The sequence below is a fragment of the Nocardia sp. NPDC004711 genome (assembly GCF_053601595.1).
Genome location: NZ_JBSGCB010000007.1, coordinates 77,371 through 96,286 on the forward strand (window position 1 = coordinate 77,371; position 18,916 = coordinate 96,286).

An 18,916-nucleotide genomic window follows, 5' to 3' on the forward strand; every position below is an offset into this window, starting at 1 on the left:
AGACTGTCCCTACTGCAGGGCCAGCATGGTGCCGTTCAGCTCGTTGAACGGACCGTACACGGTGAACACCACGCGACCATCCGGGTACTGGGACGACATCGCGGCCGCCGAGTCCAGAGCCTCCCCGAAGGACGCGGCCGAGGGATGCGGCAGGCCCGCGATCGCCTGCCCGATGTGGGTCTGCGCCACCCACACCGTGTCCGCGGGGGTGAGATCGACCTGCACCCCACCCGGCAGCGGGGTCACGGTGGCCGCCGAGGCGGAACCGGCACCCAGCACAGCGGTAGCGGCGGCAGCGAGAAGCGCACCGACTGCCAGTTTGCGAGCAATTCGCATGTAGACGAGACCTGCTTTCCGACGTTTGTTGAGCCCTTCGCCCCGTTGCGGACCGCAACGGAACTTTCCAACGCGCAACACTTTATGACGTCGATCACGTTCGGTGCCAGTTCGGAGCAGATAACCCCGCTCGACACGCCGAGCCGCGCCGCTACACGCCGTGTGGCGCGTCGCAATTGTCATCCAACCCGTCGGTCCGTGCACGCGAACGGGAGAGCGGCGTCGCTCACGCCGCTCTCCCGCCGGCCATTTCCCCGCCCGTGGTCGCGGGGTCTACTTTCCGCGCAGCCCGTCCGGGAACTTGGCGCTGAAGAGTTTGAATGCGTATGCGATACCGAACAGCACCACGATGGCCGCCGGCTGAATCAGACCCGACATGATTGTTTCCTCACCTCTTGCCGCCGGACGCGCTCGGACCCGGTGCCCGCGCTACGCCGACTCCTCACCGCGACCGGGGCCCCCGGCCGCGTTCGTCTTCGCCTGCGTACCGGGCTGTTCCAGCGCCGCCAGGGCCTCCCGGATGCCGGGCTGGGCGAGCGCCGCCATCAGCTCGCCGAGGGCGGCGGGCTCCAGGGCCGACGGCTCGGCGGCCGGTTGCTCGGCCGCCGCTTCCGATCCGGCTGCCGGGGCGGGCGGGTGCCCGCTGCGTTCCAGGAAGCGCAGCAGTTCCACCGGGAACGGCAGCACCAGGGTCGAATTCTTCTCCGCCGCAACCTGAACCACGGTTTCGAGGAAGCGCAATTGCAGAGCGGCCGGGGCGTGGGCCATATTGGCCGCGGCCGCCGCCAGCTTCTCCGACGCCTGCAACTCGCCCTGGGCGGAGATGATGCGGGCGCGGCGTTCGCGTTCGGCCTCGGCCTGGCGAGACATGGAGCGCTTCAAGGCATCCGGCAGCGCGACGTCCTTGATCTCGACGCGATCGATGTGCACGCCCCAGTTGATGGCCGGGCTGTCGATCATGAGCTCCAGGCCCTTGTTGAGCTGTTCGCGATTGGACAGCAGATCATCCAGTTCGCTCTTGCCGATGATGGAGCGCAGCGAGGTCTGCGCCACCTGCGCGACCGCGAACAGATAATCCTGCACCTCGATCAGCGCGCGCATGGGATCGATGACCCGGAAGTAGACGACCGCATCCACGCGGACGGTCACATTGTCACGCGTGATCCCCTCCTGCGCGGGCACCGGCATGGTGATCACCTGCATGGAGACCTTCTGCATCTTGTCCACGCCCGGAATCAGCAGCCGCATTCCCGGCTCCCGCACCGCTCGCACCCGCCCCAGCCGGAATACCACCCCTTTTTCGTACTGCGTAACCACTCGCACCCCGGCCGCGAGTCCGATACCGGCGATCACTGCAAAGGCGGCGAGCCATCCCATCAACAGATACAGAACATCCATTGTTCGCTCCGCGAAACTATTTCCGCTCCATCGGAAATCCCGATGGCGTGCCTCCATCATGGCACCGGAGGATCGCCCCCGCGACGCAAAAACTCGCCACATGAGCCACCCGAGGTTCGCGGCCCGGCTCGATTCTGGACTGCGGCTGGAATAGACCTCCGCCGTGGAGCGGGGGAGCGCAGCGGAGGAGCGGAGGAGGGAAGAATCGAGCTTCCGGCTCCATAGACCTGCGCCTTGGCCGCGAACCCGCCGGAGCGGAGGCCGAAAATACGGGCGGACGAGTCGGTCTGTAAGCCGGATCCTGTCCCCGGTGGTTACCCACCGGGTGGCGACCATCCATCTGGACACACCGTTGCCGGGTGCCTCGAGCGGTCCACCCGCAGGCTCGGGCGAGCAGCCCTCGAACACCTGCGCAGCCGCACTCTCGCGAGTGCGGCCTTCGACCTTGCTCCGGGCGGGGTTTACCTAGCCGCGCCGGTCACCCGGCGCGCTGGTGCGCTCTTACCGCACCGTTTCACCCTTACCGGCGGTGCACTTCTCGCGAAGTGCGGCCCACCGGCGGTCTGTTTTCTGTGGCACTGTCCCGCGGGTTGCCCCGGGTTGCCGTTAACAACCGCCCTGCTCTCCGGAGTCCGGACTTTCCTCGGCGAGGGGCGGCGGCACATGCGTGCCCGTTCCCTTCGCCGCGGCCGCCCGACCGACTCGTCCGCGGCCACCAGGGTACGGTAGGGCCCCATGGAGCGTGTGGAGGTGGGGTTCCCTTCGGGTGGCGAGCAGTGCGCCGCATGGCTGTATCTCCCGGATGGACCGCCCAAGCCGCGCCCGCTGGTGGTCATGGGTCACGGGCTGGGGGCGGACCGGGAAATGGGATTGGACCGGTATGCCCGGCGGTTCGCGTCGGCGGGAATCGCGGCCCTGGCCTTCGACTATCGGCATTTCGGGGCCAGCGGCGGTGAGCCCCGGCAGATGATCAATATCGCCCGGCAGCGCGCGGACTGGCATGCGGCAATCGCCTTCGCGCGCACCGTCCGGGGGATCGACGCCACGCGAATCGCACTGTGGGGCAGTTCATTCGGTGGCGGGCACGTGCTGGCGGTCGCGCCCGACGATCACTACATCGCGGCCGTGGTGGCGCAGTGCCCGTTCACCAGCGGCCGGTCGTCGGCACTGGCGAAGGGGCCGATCAGCCTGATCAAGACCGGCACGCTGGCGGTCACGGATCAGGTTGTGGGACCGATCATCCGGCGCCCCATCAATGCCCGGCTGGCGGGCAAGAAGCATTCCGCGGCGCTGATGAGCGCCGCCGACGTGCCGGCCGGTTTCGGCCGCCTGGCCGAGGAGAGCGGGCAGTACCGGCCGAAGGTGGCGGCCCGCGTCGCCCTGTCGACGCTGTTCGACAATCCCACCCGGCACGTCAAGGACATCAAAGCGCCGGTGCTGTACGCGATCTGCGACAACGACTCGGTGGCCCCGGCCGGCCCGACGCTCAAGGCCGCGGAGCGCACCAAGCACGCCACCGTGAAGCGTTACCCCATCGGGCATTTCGAGATCTACTTCGACGACTGGTTCGAGAAGGCCGTCTACGACCAGACCGAGTTCCTGATGGCCACGCTGCGTCCCTGAACCCCGGTGGGGCCCAGGGGTTCAGAGGTACGAGGTGTCGTTGACCAGGCGCACCGAGGAGCCGCCGTCCGGATAGAACTCGGCGATGGACAGCGACGCCAGATCCAGGTGCAGCCGGTACAGCAGCGAAGGCCCCACCCCGAGCGCCAGCTGCAGCAGCGTCTTGATCGGCGTGACATGGCTGACCACCAGCACATTCGCGCCCGGATACAGCGCCACCAGATCCCGCCGCACCCCCTCGACCCGCTCCCGCACCTGGTCGAAGCTCTCGCCGCCGGGCGCCGGAATCGACGGATCCCCCAGCCAGCGGCCGTGCAGCTCCGGATCCCGCTCGCGGGCCTCCGGGAAGGTCATCCCTTCCCACGCACCGAAATCCGTCTCGGTCAATCCGTCCAGCACCCGCACCGGCAGTCCGAGCGCCCGGCCCGCCGCCTCGGCGGTCTCCTTGGCCCGCCCCAGCGGGGAGCACACGATCGCCTCGATCCCGCCCTTGCGCGACAGCATGGCCGCCGCGTTGGCCGCCTGCTCCTGCCCGAGCTCGGTCAGCGGCGGATTCCCCCGCCCCGAATACCGCCGCTGCACAGAGAGTTCCGTCTGTCCGTGCCGGAGCAGCAGCAGCCGCGTCGGCCGTCCCACGGCACCGGTCCATCCAGGCGAGTGCGCGGTGCTCCCCGCGGCAGACCCACCGGTTTCCGGTACTTCGACGACACCGCCCGCGACCGCCGCGGCGATTTCCCCTACCGCCGAACCGCTGTCGACCGCCGCGGGACCGGCGGCCCGATCGTTCGCCAGCGCGGTGCGGACTTCGGCGACCGTATCGGCGTCGTCCATGGCCTCATTGGCCAGGCGGTCGGCGTACGAGTTCTCCTTGCGCGGAATCCAGGTGAAGCTCACCCGATCGAACCCGGCGACCAGCCGCTGCGCCCGATCGGCCAGCGGAATCATGGCCTCGTGCTTGACCTTCCACCGCCCGGACATCTGCTCCACGACCAGCTTGGAGTCCATCCGCACGGAAACCTCACGTGCACCGAGTTCGGCCGCGGCTTCCAAACCCGCTATCAGCCCGCGATATTCGGCGACATTGTTGGTGGTGACCCCGAGGAACTCCTTGCGCTCGGCCAGCACCCGCACCCGCTCGGCATCCCACACCACCGCGCCGTAACCGGCAGGCCCGGGATTCCCGCGCGAACCGCCGTCAGCCTCGACGATCACCAAGTCCACCAACGCTTCTCACCCTTCATGTCGTCCGTCATCCCGCACGCGGCGTGCTACCCGCGGCCACTCGTCCACGGCGGGCCGGCCGAGCTCATCACATCAGGACAGTGGAACGCCCTCGAGGCATTCCGGCACGGCCGCGCGCGGCGATCAGCGGCGCGCGGCGGGTTGTCACAGGCCGGACTGCTTGGTGCGCACCAGGATCGCGCCGCATTCGGGGCAGCGCACCACCACGTCGGGGGCGGTCTGGGAGATGCGGGAGATCTCGCCGCGGTCGAGTTCGATGCGGCAGGCGCCGCAGCGGCGGGCCTGGAGCAGGGCGGCACCGACGCCGTAGCTGGTGCGCTGCTTGTCGTAGGTGCTGAGCAGCTCGGCGGGGAAGGAGTTGGCGAGGGCTGCGCGATCGGAGTCGCAGCGCTGCTGGGCGACGTCCAGGTCGGCGACCGCGTCGTCGCGGCGGCGCTCGGCGTCGATCAGATCGGCCTCGGCCTGGTCCAGGTTGGCGCCGGCGTGGTCGTGGTCGGCGGCGGCGGCCTCGCGGCGCTCCATCACCTCGATGAGGTCGTCCTCGAGGACCGTGCGGCGGCGTTCCAGGCTGCCCAGTTCGTGTTGCAGTTCGGAGAGCTGCTTGGCCCCGACCGACCCGGCGGTGAGCATGCCGCGGTCGCGGTCCTCGCGCTTGCGGACGGCCTCGATCTCGCCCTCCAGCTTGCGGATGTCGCGGTCCAGGTCGTCGATGAGGATCTCGACCTTCACCGCCGCGTCCTTGCGGGTGGTGCGTTCCCCTTCCAGCCGCGCCACTTCCTGCTGCTCGGGCAGCACCTTGCGGCGATGCTCGATCCGTGTCAGCTCGGCATCGACAGCGGCGAGGTCGAGCAGCTTGGCCTGGATCGATGGTTCGGCATTCAACGCGAAGGTCTCCTGGACGCTATGGACGAGTAAGACTCCCACCGTACCGTGTCCAATTTGCCCTACGCTTCGCTCCGGGCTGGTTCGCGGCCCCGAAGTCTCGATTCTTCCCTCCTCCGCTCCTCCGCTTCGCTCCCTTGCTCCAAGGCGGAGGTCTATTCCAGCCGCGGTCCAGAATCGAGACGGCCGCGAACCCAAAAGTGCCTGCTCAGCAGCCGGCCGCGCCGAGGGTCCACGGGTCGGTGCGCAGCGTCGAGACGCGGGTCTCGAGGCTCGACAGTGCGGCGCGCACCACACCTTCCGCCTGCGCGCACCAGGGGAACTCGGTGGCCCAGTGGGCGGCGTCGATCAGGGCCGGGCCGCCCGCGCGCAGGTGCTCGTCGGCCGGGTGGTGGCGCAGGTCGGAGGTCACGTAGGCATCGACGCCGAGGCGAGAAACCTTGCCCAGGAACGAATCTCCCGCGCCGCCGCACACCGCGACGGTACGGATGACGCGGTCCGGGTCCCCCGCGGCGCGCACCCCCCAGGTGGTGGCGGGCAGGCCGGCGCGGACGCGAGCGGTGAACTCGCGCAGGGTTTCCGGGGCGGGCAGCTCGCCGACGCGGCCGATGCCCAGGCCGGAGGGCAGCGCGGCGCGCTCGGTCACGTGATAGAAGGGTTCCTCGTACGGATGCGCGGCCCGGAGGGCGGCCAGCATGGCGGCGCGCCGGGATGGCGGGGCGACCACCTCGAGGCGGTCCTCGGTGACCTCGTGCAGCTCACCGACCGCACCCACGGCCGGATTCGCGCCGTCGAGGGGCCGGAACTGTCCGGTGCCCGAGACCGTCCACGCCGCATCCGAGTAGGTCCCGCTGCTGCCCGCGCCCGCGGCGAACAGGGCGTCGAGCACTTCGTCGCGATGCGTGACGGGCACCGCCACCACCCACTTGTCCAGAGCGGTCCAGGGTTTCGGATCCAGCGGACCGGTCACGGTCAGCCCGATGGCGTGTGCCAGCGCGTCCGAGACCCCCGGATCGGCGGAGTCGGCATTGGTGTGGGCGGTGAACAGCGCGCATCCGGAACGGATCAGCCGGTGCAGCAGCCCGCCTTTCGGTGTATTGGCCGCGACGGTGTCCACGCCGCGCAGCAGCAGCGGATGGTGCACGACCAGCGCCTGCGCGCCCCATTCGATCGCCTCGTCCACGACCGCGCCGGTGGCGTCGACCGCGAACAGCACGCGCGACACCGGCTCGTCCGGATCACCGGCCACCAGCCCCACCGAATCCCAGGATTCGGCCAGCCCGGGCGGGTACGCCGCATCCAGCGCCGCCATGAGATCCGCCAGCCGCACCGTCGTCACCACAACCGAACCTCCTGTTCGCTCACCAGCCTGCGCCTCACTCACGAACGCACTGCGTCTCAACTCACAAGCCCACGTCGCGAATGGCCGCGACCAGCCGATCCACCTCGGCGGCGGGCCGCACCGCGACTCGCAGGAAAACCGTTTCCAGCCCCGGGAACGTATCACCACGGCGCACCGCGATTCCCTTGTCCGCGAGCTTCTTTCGCAACAATTCCGCATCCGGCACCCGGAGCAGCAGGAACGGCCCGTGCGCGGGCTCGTGCACCTCGACGCCGAGTTCCCGCAACCGTGGAATCATGGCGGCCCGATCGGCCGCGACGGTCCCGGCCCGGCGCTGCGCCTCCGCCACCGCGGCCGGTTCGCTCACCGCCGCAATGGCTTCCAGTTGCAGAGTGCCCAGCGGCCAGTGCGGGCGCCCGTGATTCAGCCGCGCCAGCACCGGCGGCGCACCGAGCACATAGCCGCAGCGCAGCCCGGCCAGCGCCCAGGTCTTGGTGAGGCTCCGGAATACGAGCACATCCGGACGGCTCTCTCCGGCAAGCGATTCCGGCTCCCCCGGCACCGCGTCGGCGAATGCCTCGTCCACCACCACGATGCGGCCCGGCCGCCGCAGCGCGCGGATACTGTCCGCCGGATGCAGCACCGAGGTCGGATTGGTGGGATTGCCCACCACCACCAGATCCGCGTCCTCCGGCACCACGGCGCCGTCGAGCGTGTACGGCGGCGCGAGCATCACCCGCGCGACCGATACCCCCGCCTCCCGCAGCGCCAGCTCCGGTTCGGTGAACGAGGGATGGATCACCGCCGCCAGCCGCGACCCCAGCCGTGGCAGCATGGCGAACCCTTCGGCCACCCCCGCCAGCAGCAGCACCTCGTCGATCGCCCGCCCGTGCCGGGCGGCCACCGCCGCGCGCGCTGCCCGCTCGTCCGCCGCGCCCGGATACCGCCCGAGCTCTCCCAGCCGTCCCGCCAGCCGCTCACGCAACCATTCCGGCGGCGCGCTCCCCTGGACGTTCACCGCGAAATCGACCATGCCGGGCCGCGCATCCACGTCCCCGTGGTGCCGCAGCCTGGCATGGTCGAAATCGGGAAACTCCGTGTCGTCCGGCACAGCCGTCCACCCTACGTGGCCGCCTCCCACGCCCACCGGACAGAATGGCTGTCGTGGGCGAGCTGCATGTGACCTTCATCTGCACCGGCAATATCTGCCGGTCCCCGATGGCCGAGAAGATTTTCGCCGTGCACCTGGAACGTGCGGGGCTGGCGGATCGGGTGCGGGTGAGCAGTGCCGGGACCGGCAGCTGGCATGTCGGGGACGAAGCCGACTACCGGACGAATCGGGAGCTGGAGGCGCACGGGTATCCGACCGGGCATCGGGCCGCGCTGATCGGGCCGGATCATCGGGCGGCCGATCTGCTGGTAGCGCTCGACACCGGGCACGAGCGGGAGCTGGCCCGGCTGGGGGTGCCGTCGGATCAGCGGCGGCTGCTGCGGAGTTTCGATCCGCACGCGGACGGGCGATCGGTGCCGGATCCGTACTACGGCGACCAGTCCGATTTCGCGCTGGTGCGCGAACAGATCGAGGCGGCGGTGCCGGGTCTGCTGGACTGGGTGCGCGAACAGCTGGGGGAGGTCGCATGAGCTCGGTGACCTCGCTGCTGCGGCGCTTCACCTTCCTGCTGCGGCCCAGCTGGCTGATTCTCGCCGTGGTGGTCGCCGGTTTCGCCTACCTGTGCTTCACCGTGCTGGCCCCCTGGCAGCTGGGCAAGAACACCCGCACCTCCGAACGCAACGACCGCATCGCGAATTCGGTGCACGCCGACCCGGTCGACATCACCGGCATGCTGTCGGGCAGCGGCAAGAACACCGAGTGGCGGCGGGTCACCGCGAACGGCGTCTACGTGCCGGATTCGACCGTGCTGGTCCGGCTGCGCCACCTCGACGGCCAGCCCGCCTACACGGTGCTGGCCGCCTTCCGCCTCGGCGACGGGCGCACCCTGCTGGTGGACCGCGGCCAGGTGGCAGCGGCCGCGGGCGGCACTCATCCGCCGATCGTCGCCGCCCCGCCCACCGGCACCCAGCAACTGGCGGCCCGCATCCGCGCCTCCGAGGGCGTGATCGAGAAGAAGCCCCCGACCACCGAAGACGGCTACCGCCAGGTCTATACGACCGACACCCAGCAGGAAGCCACGGTCCTCGGCATCCCCCTGACCCCCATCCCCACCGACGGCCTGGGCGGCTACCTCCAGCTCGAGTCCGGCCAGCCCGGCGCCTTCACCCCCGACCCGCTCCCCCAGCTGGACTCGGGCCCCTACCTCTCCTACGGCCTGCAGTGGCTGGCCTTCGGCGTCATGGCTCCCCTCGGCCTCGGCTACTTCGTCTGGGCCGAGATCCGCGCCCGCCGCCGCGAAAAGTTCGAAGCCTCAGCCCAGCCGACCACCACCGGCGTGGCAGCCGCCGGCTCACCGGGCGACGCCGACCAGCCCGATAGCACCGCCGCGCCCGCCCCCACAACAGCGACGAAACCCAACGACCCGGCCCCCGAGCCGAAACCCACGACAAATGAAGCTCGCCTCGCCGACCGCTACGGCGGCACGCGCCGGTAGACCTGGGCTGCACCGTCGCGGCGCATTCCGCATGCGCACAGCCTCGGTCCGCGCCGGGGGCGACGAAGGCTGAAAGACACCCGGGTGTGCACTTCTCATCGTCCGGATATGCGACCTGGCCGCGCAGCATCGGACAGCAGCTCGGCCGTTCTCCGCGCCGCGGCTGAAGTCGGCCGGGCCTGTCGCCTCCGCTAACCTCGCCGGGTGCGAACGGGAATTGCCACTGCGGCGGGACTGCTGCTCGGGTTCGGGTTGGACCGGGCGCTGGGGGATCCGCGGCGCGGGCATCCGGTGGCCGGATTCGGTTCGGCCGCAACGAAGGTGGAATGGCTCACCTATCGGAACAGCCGCGTGGCGGGGGTTGTGCACGAGATCGTGCTGGTAGGTGCGGTTTCGGGGCTGGGGATCGGATTACGGCGGGCCGTCGCCGGACGGGCGCTCGGTGAGGCGGTGCTCACGGCTGCCGCGACCTGGACGGTGCTGGGCGGGACGAGCTTGGCACGGACCGGGCGGGCGATGGCGGATCGGCTCGAATCCGGCGATATCGACGGGGCGCGAGCACTGCTGCCGTCGCTGTGCGGGCGGGATCCCGAGGTGCTCGACGCGGACGGGCTGGCCCGGGCGGCGCTCGAATCCATTGCGGAGAACACCTCCGATGCGACTGTGGCGCCGCTGTTCTGGGGCGCGGTGGCGGGTGTTCCCGGCTTGCTGGCGTATCGGGCGATCAACACCCTCGACGCCATGGTCGGCTACCGCAATGACCGCTACCGCAACTTCGGCTGGGCTGCCGCCCGCACGGACGATGTCGCGAATCTCGCGCCCGCCCGCGTCAGCGGTCTCGTCACCACCGCGCTGGCTCCGGTCATCGGCGGTCGCCCGGCCGATGCGTGGCGGGCATGGCGGCGCGATGCGGCCAAGCATCCGAGCCCGAATGCCGGTGTGGCGGAGGCGTCCATGGCGGGCGCGCTGGGCGTAACCCTCGGCGGCCGCACCGAATATCGGCACGGCACCGAGCTGCGGCCGACGCTCGGTGACGGTCCGATCCCCCGGGTGCGTGATCTGCGCCGGGCGGTGCGGCTCTCGGAAGCGGTGCAGGTGGCCACCGTGGTCGCCGCCGCGTCGGCCGCCTACCTGTGGCGACGCTGATCAGGCCGCGCGAATTCACGAACCGTCCGGTCGTCTTCGCTAGATTTTCCGGAAGGAATGTCACAGTCCGCCGACCTGTTTCGTCGGTGCTGTGGACGGTTCGCCCCACCGGGGCGGACATGAGTGAAGGGCGAGGGTGCGATGAGTGACGGACGGCCGGACGGGCCCGATCAGGTCGAGCTGGCGCGACGGTTCGAGGAGCACCGGGGCTATCTGCGGCGGGTCGCGTACAGCACGCTCGGCAGTCTCAGCGACGCCGACGATGTGGTGCAGGAGGCGTGGCTGCGGCTGGTGCGCTACTACGAGACCAGTCCCGAGGGCGCGGATATCGAAAACCTGCGCGCCTGGCTGACCACCGTCACCGGCCGCCTGGCCCTCGACCACCTGGGTTCGGCGCGATCGCGGCGCGAACAGTATGTGGGCGAATGGCTTCCGGAGCCGGAGATCACCACCTGGGACGATCCGGCCGACCGCATCTCGCAGGACGAGCGCGTCACCACCGCCCTGCTGGTGGTGCTGGAATCCCTCTCCCCCGCCGAGCGGACCGCCTTCGTCCTGCAGGACGTCTTCGGCATGTCCGGCCCCGAGGTCGCCGAGGTGGTCGGCCGCACCCCCGCCGCCGTGCGCCAATTGGCCTCGCGCGCCCGCAAACACGTGGAGGACGGCACGCCCCGCTTCCCCGCCAGCGCGGACGAGCACGAGAAGGTGGTCTCGGCGTTCGCGGTGGCCTGGCGTTCCGGTGATCTGAGCGCCCTGCTCGGCGTGCTGGATTCCGATGTCACCTTCACCTCCGACGGCGGCGGCAAGGTGCAGGCCTTCCTGCACCCCATGCACGGCGCGGAGAAGGTCGCCAAGACGCTGCTCGGCTTCCTCGATGTCGCATCGAAGGTCGGTGGCGCGTGGGGCCGTTCGGTACTGGTCAACGGCCGCCCGGGCCTGGTGGTGTTCGACGGCAAGTACACCGGCGTCTTCGCGTTCACCATCGACGACGGCCGGATCACCAAGATCGACGTGGTCCGCAACCCGGACAAGCTGCACGGCATCCCGGCCGAAGGCGCGGAGCCCGATTGGCCGCTCGGCGGCACCGCCGGAGACAGCGACGCCTGAGCCGCGGAAACCGCGGGCCCGCAACCGGATTCATCCGGCGGCGGGCCCGTCGTCGTCCGTCAGGACGCGACCCGCGTCACCGGCCCGAGCCCGTGCGCGGCGGCCACCTCCGGCGAGTAGAGCCGGCCGGCGTCGGCCGTGAGCCCCTGGGCCAGGCCGGGATCGGTGGCGCAGGCGCCGGACCAGCCGAGATTCGCGATGGCGCCGACATACGGCAGCGTGACATTGGTGAGCGCCACGGTCGAGCTGTGCGGAACCGCGCCCGGCATATTGGTCACGCAGTAGAACAGTGAATCCGCCACCTGGAACGTCGGTTTCGCGTGCGTGGTGGGATGCGAGCTCTGGAAGCACCCACCCTGATCGATGGCGATATCGACCAGCACCGAGCCCGGGCGCATGTGGGCGACCAGGCTGTCGGGCACCAGTTTCGGAGCCCGCGCGCCCGGCACCAGCACCGAGCCGATCACCAGGTCCGCCGCCAGCACCGCCTTCTCGAGCTCGGCCGCGTTGGAGCCGATCGTGGTGACCCGCCCGCCGAACCGGGCGTCGAGTTCCCGCAGTCGCGCGATATTGGTGTCCAGCACGGTGACTCGCGCCCCCATGCCGACCGCGACGACCGCCGCATTGCCACCGGCCACCCCGCCCCCGAGGACCGTCACGTCCGCCGGCGACACCCCCGGCACTCCGCCGAGCAGCAGGCCCGCCCCGCCCTGCGGCGACATCAGGTGATAGGCCCCGACCTGGCTGGCGAGCTTGCCCGCCACCTCGCTCATGGGCGCGAGCAGCGGCAGCGACCCGTCGGCGGCCCGGACGGTCTCGTAGGCGATGGCGGTGATGCCGGAGCGCAGGATCGCGTCCGTGCAGTCCCGCGAAGCGGCGAGGTGCAGGAAGGTGAACAGCACCTGCCCCTCCCGCATGCGCGAATATTCCTCGGCGATGGGCTCTTTCACCTTGAGCACCAGTTCCGCCCCGCCCCAGACCTCGTCCGGGCCCGGCAGCACCCGCGCGCCCGCCGCGATGTAGTCGGCGTCGCCGAATCCGGACCCCACCCCGGCCCCGGCCTCGACCAGCGCCTCGTGCCCGTGCCGCACCAGTTCCCCGGCGCCGGCCGGGGTGAGGGCGACGCGATACTCCTGCTCCTTGACCTCCCGCGGTACCCCGATTCTCATACCGCCATCGTTCACCCGCTGGAGCCGCGCCGCCATGAGCGCCACGGCCCGATTTCAGGAGGCGATCGCGGCGACGGTCAAGACCTCGCCGGGGGTCGGAATGCGCAGCCGGTCCGCGCGGCCGGCGAGGGTGAAGCGGTGGGTCAGGTAGTCGAGGTGTTCGGAGAAGTGCGCCCAGCCCTCGGCGTGGACCGGCACGATCACCGCGTCACCCAGCGCCTCCGAGGCGTGGACCGCGGTGCGGCCGTTGAGGGTCAGGTCGTGATCGCCGAAGCGGTCGGTATTGGCCGCGCCGACATTGAGGATGGCGATATCGATGCGCCCGAAGCGTTCCGCGATCCGGCGCACGTAGTCGACCGAGGCGTTGTCCCCGGAGACGTAGACGGTCGGCAGCCCGTCGGCCTGCAGCACGAACCCGGTGACCACTCCGGTGAACGGCTCGCAACCCTCGGGTCCGTGCAGTGCGGGCACCGCGGTGACGGTGACCGCGCCAATCTGCACCGACTCCCACTCTGCCAGTCCGCGAACACCTTCCATGCGCCCGGCGGCGTCCGGCGTGGACAGCACCGTCTCGACCCCCGCCACGAATTCCCGCCCGGACTGGTCGAGATTGTCCGCGTGCTGATCGTGCGAGAGCAGCACCACATCGACCGGCCCGATCTCGGCGGCGGGCACAGCCGGCCCGCTCAGCTTGTAGAGCGTGACGCCGCCCGGGTACTCACCCGGCTCGTCGAAGGTGGGGTCGGTCAGCCAGATCAGGTCGCCATAGCCGAATCGCACTGTGGGGCCGCCGATGTGGAGGAGCTCGAGGGTGGAGGTGGCCGCTGCGGTGTCGATCGTGTTCGTCATGCCGACGAGTCTCGTCGCGGACCGTGGGTCGCGACAGTGGCCCGAAGGCCGCGGATCGATAAAATCGGGCCATGACTGAAGCCGACGCCGCCGAGTCCGACGCCGTGCACACGGTGGCCATCGTGGTGTACGACGGGATCAGCCCGTTCCACCTGGCGGTGCCGACCCTGGTGTTCGGCCGCATCGGCGCGGGCGGTCCCGCCGGCAGCCCCTACCGCGTGGTGGTGTGCGCCGAACGCCCCGGAACCATCTCCACCCCAGCGGGTTTCGATATCGTCGTCGCCCACGGCCTGGAGGCGACCGAGACCGCCGACACCCTGGTCATCCCCAGCTGGGAGCGCGGTCTCCCACTGCCCGAACCCATCCGGGACGCCCTGCACCGGGCCCACGCCCGCGGCGCCCGCATTGTCGGCCTGTGCCTGGGCGCGTGGGCGGTGGCGGCGAGCGGCCTGGCCGACGGCCGGGAGATCACCACGCACTGGTCGGCGGCGGTCGAGCTGGCCCGCGCGTATCCGGCGGTCCGGGTGCGCGCGGACACCCTGTGGTCCGACGACGGCGACCTCATCACCTCCGCCGGCACCGCCGCGGCCCTCGACTGCTGTCTGCACCTGGTGCGCACCGACCACGGCAGCCGGGTCGCCGCCGAGCTGGCCCGCCGGCTGGTGCTGGCCCCGCACCGCAGCGGCTCACAGGCCCAGTACATCCCCGTCGCCGTGCCCGAGGCGGCCGACCAGGACACGATCGAGCACGCGATGGTCTGGGCCAGAACACATCTCGACCAGCCGGTGGATCTGGACGGCTGGGCCCGGACCGCCCTCATGTCGCGGCGCACGTTCACCCGCCGCTTCCGTGATCGCACCGGCACCAGTCCGCAGCAGTGGCTGCTGCAGCAGCGCGTGGACCATGCCCGGCTGCTGCTGGAATCCACCGACGACACCATGGACCGCATCGCCGCCGATTCCGGGCTGGGCACCGGCGTCAATCTCCGCCATCACTTCCACCGCCTGCTCGGCACCACGCCCGCGGCCCATCGGGCCCTCTTCCGCCGGGCTTGACCGAGCCGAGTCCGCTGGCGCGGCTCCCCGCGGCGGCCCGGCGCCCGGCGGGGGCTAAGTTCGGGGCTATGAGGATTCAGCTGGGTGAGCACGTGCCGCAGATCGACGAGAGCGCGTGGGTCGCGCCGAACGCCACCGTGGCCGGGCGGGTGCGGCTGGAAGCCGAAGTGAGCGTCTGGTATTCGGCGGTGCTGCGCGGTGACATGGATCAGATCACCGTCGGTGCGCGCAGCAATATTCAGGACGGCTGTGTGCTGCACGCCGATCCGGGCTTCCCGTGCACGGTGGGCGAGGGAGTCTCGGTGGGGCACAACGCGATTCTGCACGGCTGCACGGTCGGCGACGATGTGCTGATCGGCATGGGCGCCACGGTGCTGAACGGCGCGGTCATCGGGGCGGGCAGCCTGATCGCGGCCAACGCGCTGGTTCCCGAGGGCGCCCAGATTCCGCCGGGCTCGCTGGTGGCGGGGGTGCCGGGCAAGGTGCGCCGGGAGCTGAGCGAGGCCGAGCGTGATCACATTCGCCTGAATGCGACCGCCTACCTGCACAACACGGCCGTGCACCGCCAGGGTCAAGAGGCGTGACTGAAGGGGGCATGTGAGAATCCCCACACTGAACAAGTGACCATAAAGGCCGCTGTTAGCATCGTGCGATGCGTACCCGGCGGCCCGGGCTGTGCCGCCGCCAGCCGGGTGCGCGCTCGGGGCTAGCAGGAGGTTTCAACGGTGTCGTACGAGCACGACGGTATGCACCGACGGCGCATCAGCGTGGCCGATATCGCCGCGCAGCCAGGGGGAATCGAGGCGCTCCAGCGCCGGGTGCACGAACTGCGTTCCAATGGCATCGATTTCGCCGCCAATGCGATAGAGAGCGAAATGGCCGCGCTCGACGTCCGCTGATCGGGCGCGGTGTTCGCTGATCGGACGGGGTTGCGACCGCAACCCGCCGGCGATGCGATAATGCGGCTCGACCTGTGCGCCACTGCGCGCCTTGGCCGTTCACCGCAATGTCGCGGTCGCCAACCGATCGACTGGAGACTCGATGCCGTCCGTGCCCACCATCCTGCAACGCATCCTGGAGAAGCCGCGGGCCGAAGGCGAACAGCTGCTGGAGAGCGCGCTGTCGGCATTCCTCGACTTCGGGATCAAGCGAACCAGCATGGGGGAGATCGCGCGTCGCGCCGGCATCAGCCCGGCCACCCTGTACCGACGCTTCGAATCCAAGAACGATCTGGTCGAAGCGGTGGGCGTGCGCGAGGCGCAGCTGTTCATCGCCGAGATCGACAAACGCGTGCAGGAGGCCACGGCCACCGGCGAATCCGGGGACGATCAGCTGGTCGAGGTCTTCGTCGCGTTCATCACCCAGCTGGCGAGCAACAAACTGCTGCAACGGCTGCTGCGCACCGAGCCCGACACCATCCTGCCGCGCCTGACCACCGAGGCCGGGCCCATTCTCGCACTCGGCCGCACCTACCTGGCCGAGAAACTGCGCGTGCTGCAGGCCTCCGCCGACGTGCCCGCCTTCGATGCCGACCTGGTCGCGGAAGTGCTTGCCCGCCTGGGCCAGTCGCTGGTGCTGACCCCGGACGGCCTGATCCCGCTGACCGACGAGACGGCCGCACGCGAGTTCGCCCGCCGCACCGTGCTGCCCATGATCGGCGTACAGCCGGCCTGACCCGCCCCGGAAACGCACGCCGCGCACCATCGCCCGGTAGCCCGGATACGGCGAACCCCCTGCCCCGTACCCGGGTCAGGGGGTTCCGGCGGCCGTATCCGGCCGGCCGCCCGCTTCTCTGTTCCCGACTATCCTCGCGGGCCTAGATGTTTCCAGCGAACGCGCCGGCACTACCCGCCGCGCCCGCGGCGACCGCGCTGCCCGACATGAGACCGACGGCGGCAAGGATCAGAGCAACCATTTCATGACCTTTCGACTGTGTACTTCGAAGACGCATGGAAAGTTACTGCCGCTCAATACCCCTGGACGAGACCCGAACTCGAACTCTGGGCGGACTCCATGGCGATACCCAGCACCCTCACAGTTCACTATCCGGTTGCGGTGTGATACGCCGGGCGCGAACCCGCGGCGCGGCGACCGACCACTCGATACCGACGAGTCGTTATTCCAAATCGCCTGGCACACAATGGAACTCACGACTTCCAAATCGTTCACGGCAACTCTGTCACCGGCGTAGCATCGACGGTATTCGGGATTGGCAAAGGCCTTCCAGCCCTGAATGATTCGCGAATTCCCTGGACCGTTTGCACGGCGACGACTCGCGTCGGCCGAATTTCCACTCCGGGAGGTCTATCGCACGCTGCCCTCGAAAGTTGTTCGGAATACCGAGGATCGAAGGGATTTGTCATGTCGCAAGCTCACCCGGGTCAACTGCGCCTTTTGGCCCCGAACCAGGAATCCGATGTTCTCGCGGTCGTCGACGACCTGCTCACCGGCAATGCCACCGGAGTGCCCGAATACCTCGCCGAGGACATCGCGGCCGTGCGCAACCGGTGCGGCATCCGCCAGGTGCAGATTCCCGGTTCGGGCGGCGTCGAGCTCGACGCGCTCATCGCCTGGCCGCGCGCGGAGGGGCCGCATCCGCTCATCGTCCTGCCGGCGGGCCTCGACAAGACCGGCTGGAAGATGTACTCCGGCGCGGTCGTCCGACTGCTCTTGCGCGGTTACGCCGTGGTCGCCTACACCGAGCGCGGGCTGCCCGGATCCGGGGGCGAGCTGACCGTCGCCGGTCCCGAGGACGTGGCCGACGGATGCGCGGTTATCGAGTGGGCGTTGAACCATGATGAGCTGCGCGCCGATCGGGAGAAGGTCGGGATGGCGGGCATCTCCTACGGCTCGGGCATCAGCCAGCTGGTCGCCAACGCCCACCCGGCGGTCAAGGCCGTGGTCGCGCTGAGCACCTGGGCGGATCTGGGTAAGGCCCTCTACGACAACGGAACCCGGCACATCGTGGCCGCCGAAGCCCTCGCCGGTATCAGCGACCGCCCCAGCGAGGACTTGCAGAAAGTGCTCGAATCCTTCCGGGCCAATACCGATATCGACAAGGTGCTCGACTACGCCCGACCCCGCTCCCCCGCCGAGGCCGACCAGATCCGCCCGGTGCCAACGTTCTTCACCAGCTTCTGGCACGAGACCATCTTCCCGCAGAATCAGCTGATCGATTACTTCGACCGCTTCCCCGGGCCGAAGCGACTGGATCTGGCGATCGGCGACCATGGCGCGGTGGAGATTCCCGGCTTGTTGCTGGGCGTCTACACCCGGACCACCGAGGCGGCCTACGACTGGTTCGACCACTATCTGCTCGGCGTCGACAACGGCATCGACAGCGACGGGGTCGTGCACACCGAGACCATGTACAGCTTCACGATGACCTCGTCGAACGACCTGTCCGCGTGGTCGAATCCCGTGCGCCGCTACCACCTCGCCGCGCCCTCCGGCGCGTCCCCCGACGGCACCCTGGTCACGGATCAGCCGGCGACCATGAGCCAGAGCTTCCAGGCCGGAACCGAACAGGTCCGGGCAGCCACCGAACTGGTGATGGACGGCTTCCGCGAACGCCTGCTGATGCCCAACCGCCAGCCGCTGGCCGAGGTGGACCGCACGCGAGCGGCGGTCTGGCACACGCGGGTCTTCCTCCGGCCCCGCCACATCGCGGGTATCCCCGAGATCGCGCTGACCGTCACCCCGTCCAGCACGACGGCCACGCTGATCACGTATCTGTTCGACCACAACCCGGTGACCGGGGCGCTGCGGATCATCACCCATGCCGCGGCGACCATCGCCAACCGCGGCCCGGAGCAGACCAAGACCATCCGAGTTCCCCTGCAGGCCACCGACTATCGGGTCCCCGGCGGCCATCGGGTCGTACTGATCGTCGACACCAACGACCACTTCTACGGTGACGAGACCCAACCCGGCAGCGTCATCACCCTGTCCAGCGATCACGGGCCCTGCTACATCGATCTTCCGATGGTGCCCTGACCGGACCGACTCGCGGGCGGCCGGTGCATGGCAATAGCACGGCCGCACCGCGGTCACAATGCCCCGAACCAACACAAACGGGATATTCTGACCGACTCCTCGGCATCGCACCCATGTGGCAGCATCCGTAATCGGGTTGCTCGTCGATGACTGCGAGCGGGAACG

General features: G+C 69.8%; 18 protein-coding genes and 1 other RNA gene. 10 read left to right on the top strand and 9 right to left on the bottom strand.

Translation table 11 applies throughout. From position 1 onward, the window contains the following. Nucleotides 1–9 precede the first annotated feature (9 nt). From ACWEKS_RS08570 to rnpB, 3 genes are all read right to left on the bottom strand, one after another. Nucleotides 10–336 (bottom strand): hypothetical protein, encoded by a 327-nt coding sequence (locus tag ACWEKS_RS08570; RefSeq protein WP_354838327.1) that lies wholly within the window; start codon nucleotides 334–336, stop codon nucleotides 10–12. A 429-nt stretch (nucleotides 337–765) separates the two neighbouring features. After that, complete coding sequence (locus ACWEKS_RS08575; RefSeq protein WP_452339495.1) at nucleotides 766–1,734, bottom strand: SPFH domain-containing protein; 969 nt, start codon at nucleotides 1,732–1,734, stop codon at nucleotides 766–768. 274 nt (nucleotides 1,735–2,008) lie between these two features. Beyond that, nucleotides 2,009–2,439, bottom strand: an RNA gene (gene rnpB / locus ACWEKS_RS08580) — RNase P RNA component class A. A gap of 30 nt (nucleotides 2,440–2,469) precedes the next feature. On the opposite strand from rnpB, the gene ACWEKS_RS08585 reads away from it, so the two are divergent. Next, nucleotides 2,470–3,357: an alpha/beta hydrolase gene (locus ACWEKS_RS08585; protein WP_452339496.1), complete on the top strand. Its 888-nt coding sequence runs from the start codon at nucleotides 2,470–2,472 to the stop codon at nucleotides 3,355–3,357. A 21-nt stretch (nucleotides 3,358–3,378) separates the two neighbouring features. On the opposite strand, the gene ACWEKS_RS08590 is transcribed toward ACWEKS_RS08585, so the two are convergent. The 4 genes from ACWEKS_RS08590 to cobC all read right to left on the bottom strand — a co-directional run bounded on the left by ACWEKS_RS08590 (nucleotide 3,379) and on the right by cobC (nucleotide 7,934). Further along, a complete protein-coding gene (locus tag ACWEKS_RS08590) occupies nucleotides 3,379–4,578 on the bottom strand; it encodes a bifunctional RNase H/acid phosphatase (protein ID WP_452339625.1) in 1,200 nt (399 codons plus the stop codon). A gap of 165 nt (nucleotides 4,579–4,743) precedes the next feature. Continuing rightward, nucleotides 4,744–5,481, bottom strand: a complete 738-nt coding sequence (locus tag ACWEKS_RS08595) for a zinc ribbon domain-containing protein (RefSeq protein ID WP_452339626.1) — start codon at nucleotides 5,479–5,481, stop codon at nucleotides 4,744–4,746. Nucleotides 5,482–5,689: 208 nt separating this feature from the next. Next, nucleotides 5,690–6,820: a Nif3-like dinuclear metal center hexameric protein gene (locus ACWEKS_RS08600; protein WP_452339627.1), complete on the bottom strand. Its 1,131-nt coding sequence runs from the start codon at nucleotides 6,818–6,820 to the stop codon at nucleotides 5,690–5,692. A gap of 64 nt (nucleotides 6,821–6,884) precedes the next feature. Further along, entirely contained in the window at nucleotides 6,885–7,934 is a 1,050-nt protein-coding gene (gene cobC / locus ACWEKS_RS08605) for an Rv2231c family pyridoxal phosphate-dependent protein CobC (RefSeq protein ID WP_452339497.1), read from the bottom strand. Between the two features lie 44 nt (nucleotides 7,935–7,978). Between cobC and ACWEKS_RS08610 the strand changes: the two genes are divergently transcribed. The 4 genes from ACWEKS_RS08610 (at nucleotide 7,979) to sigJ (ending at nucleotide 11,682) form a co-directional block, all read left to right on the top strand. Next, nucleotides 7,979–8,464 (top strand): low molecular weight protein-tyrosine-phosphatase, encoded by a 486-nt coding sequence (locus ACWEKS_RS08610; RefSeq protein ID WP_452339498.1) that lies wholly within the window; start codon nucleotides 7,979–7,981, stop codon nucleotides 8,462–8,464. Between the two features lie 17 nt (nucleotides 8,465–8,481). After that, complete coding sequence (locus ACWEKS_RS08615) at nucleotides 8,482–9,429, top strand: SURF1 family cytochrome oxidase biogenesis protein (RefSeq protein WP_452339628.1); 948 nt, start codon at nucleotides 8,482–8,484, stop codon at nucleotides 9,427–9,429. Between the two features lie 204 nt (nucleotides 9,430–9,633). Continuing rightward, on the top strand, nucleotides 9,634–10,575 hold the full coding sequence (locus ACWEKS_RS08620) for a cobalamin biosynthesis protein (RefSeq protein ID WP_452339499.1): 942 nt from the start codon (nucleotides 9,634–9,636) through the stop codon (nucleotides 10,573–10,575). Nucleotides 10,576–10,716: 141 nt separating this feature from the next. After that, nucleotides 10,717–11,682 carry an RNA polymerase sigma factor SigJ gene (gene sigJ, locus ACWEKS_RS08625; RefSeq protein WP_452339500.1) on the top strand — a complete coding sequence of 322 codons (966 nt, stop codon included), beginning with the start codon at nucleotides 10,717–10,719 and terminating at the stop codon, nucleotides 11,680–11,682. Nucleotides 11,683–11,741: 59 nt separating this feature from the next. Here the strand turns inward: sigJ and ald are convergent, their stop codons facing one another. Together ald and ACWEKS_RS08635 are read right to left on the bottom strand one after the other, a co-directional pair. Continuing rightward, on the bottom strand, nucleotides 11,742–12,851 hold the full coding sequence (gene ald / locus ACWEKS_RS08630) for an alanine dehydrogenase (RefSeq protein WP_452339501.1): 1,110 nt from the start codon (nucleotides 12,849–12,851) through the stop codon (nucleotides 11,742–11,744). A 54-nt stretch (nucleotides 12,852–12,905) separates the two neighbouring features. Further along, nucleotides 12,906–13,700 (bottom strand): MBL fold metallo-hydrolase, encoded by a 795-nt coding sequence (locus ACWEKS_RS08635; protein ID WP_452339502.1) that lies wholly within the window; start codon nucleotides 13,698–13,700, stop codon nucleotides 12,906–12,908. 71 nt (nucleotides 13,701–13,771) lie between these two features. Here ACWEKS_RS08635 and ACWEKS_RS08640 point away from each other — a divergent pair, with 71 nt between their 5' ends. From ACWEKS_RS08640 to ACWEKS_RS08660, 5 genes are all read left to right on the top strand, one after another. Then, nucleotides 13,772–14,755, top strand: coding sequence for a GlxA family transcriptional regulator (locus ACWEKS_RS08640; RefSeq protein ID WP_452339503.1), 984 nt, complete (start codon nucleotides 13,772–13,774; stop codon nucleotides 14,753–14,755). Nucleotides 14,756–14,823: 68 nt separating this feature from the next. Then, entirely contained in the window at nucleotides 14,824–15,339 is a 516-nt protein-coding gene (locus ACWEKS_RS08645; protein ID WP_354838296.1) for a gamma carbonic anhydrase family protein, read from the top strand. Between the two features lie 141 nt (nucleotides 15,340–15,480). Then, nucleotides 15,481–15,654: a hypothetical protein gene (locus ACWEKS_RS08650; RefSeq protein WP_169336781.1), complete on the top strand. Its 174-nt coding sequence runs from the start codon at nucleotides 15,481–15,483 to the stop codon at nucleotides 15,652–15,654. A gap of 142 nt (nucleotides 15,655–15,796) precedes the next feature. Continuing rightward, nucleotides 15,797–16,429, top strand: coding sequence for a TetR/AcrR family transcriptional regulator (locus ACWEKS_RS08655; RefSeq protein ID WP_379378382.1), 633 nt, complete (start codon nucleotides 15,797–15,799; stop codon nucleotides 16,427–16,429). 687 nt (nucleotides 16,430–17,116) lie between these two features. Beyond that, nucleotides 17,117–18,751 (top strand): CocE/NonD family hydrolase, encoded by a 1,635-nt coding sequence (locus ACWEKS_RS08660; protein WP_452339504.1) that lies wholly within the window; start codon nucleotides 17,117–17,119, stop codon nucleotides 18,749–18,751. The last annotated feature ends 165 nt before the right edge of the window (nucleotides 18,752–18,916 follow it).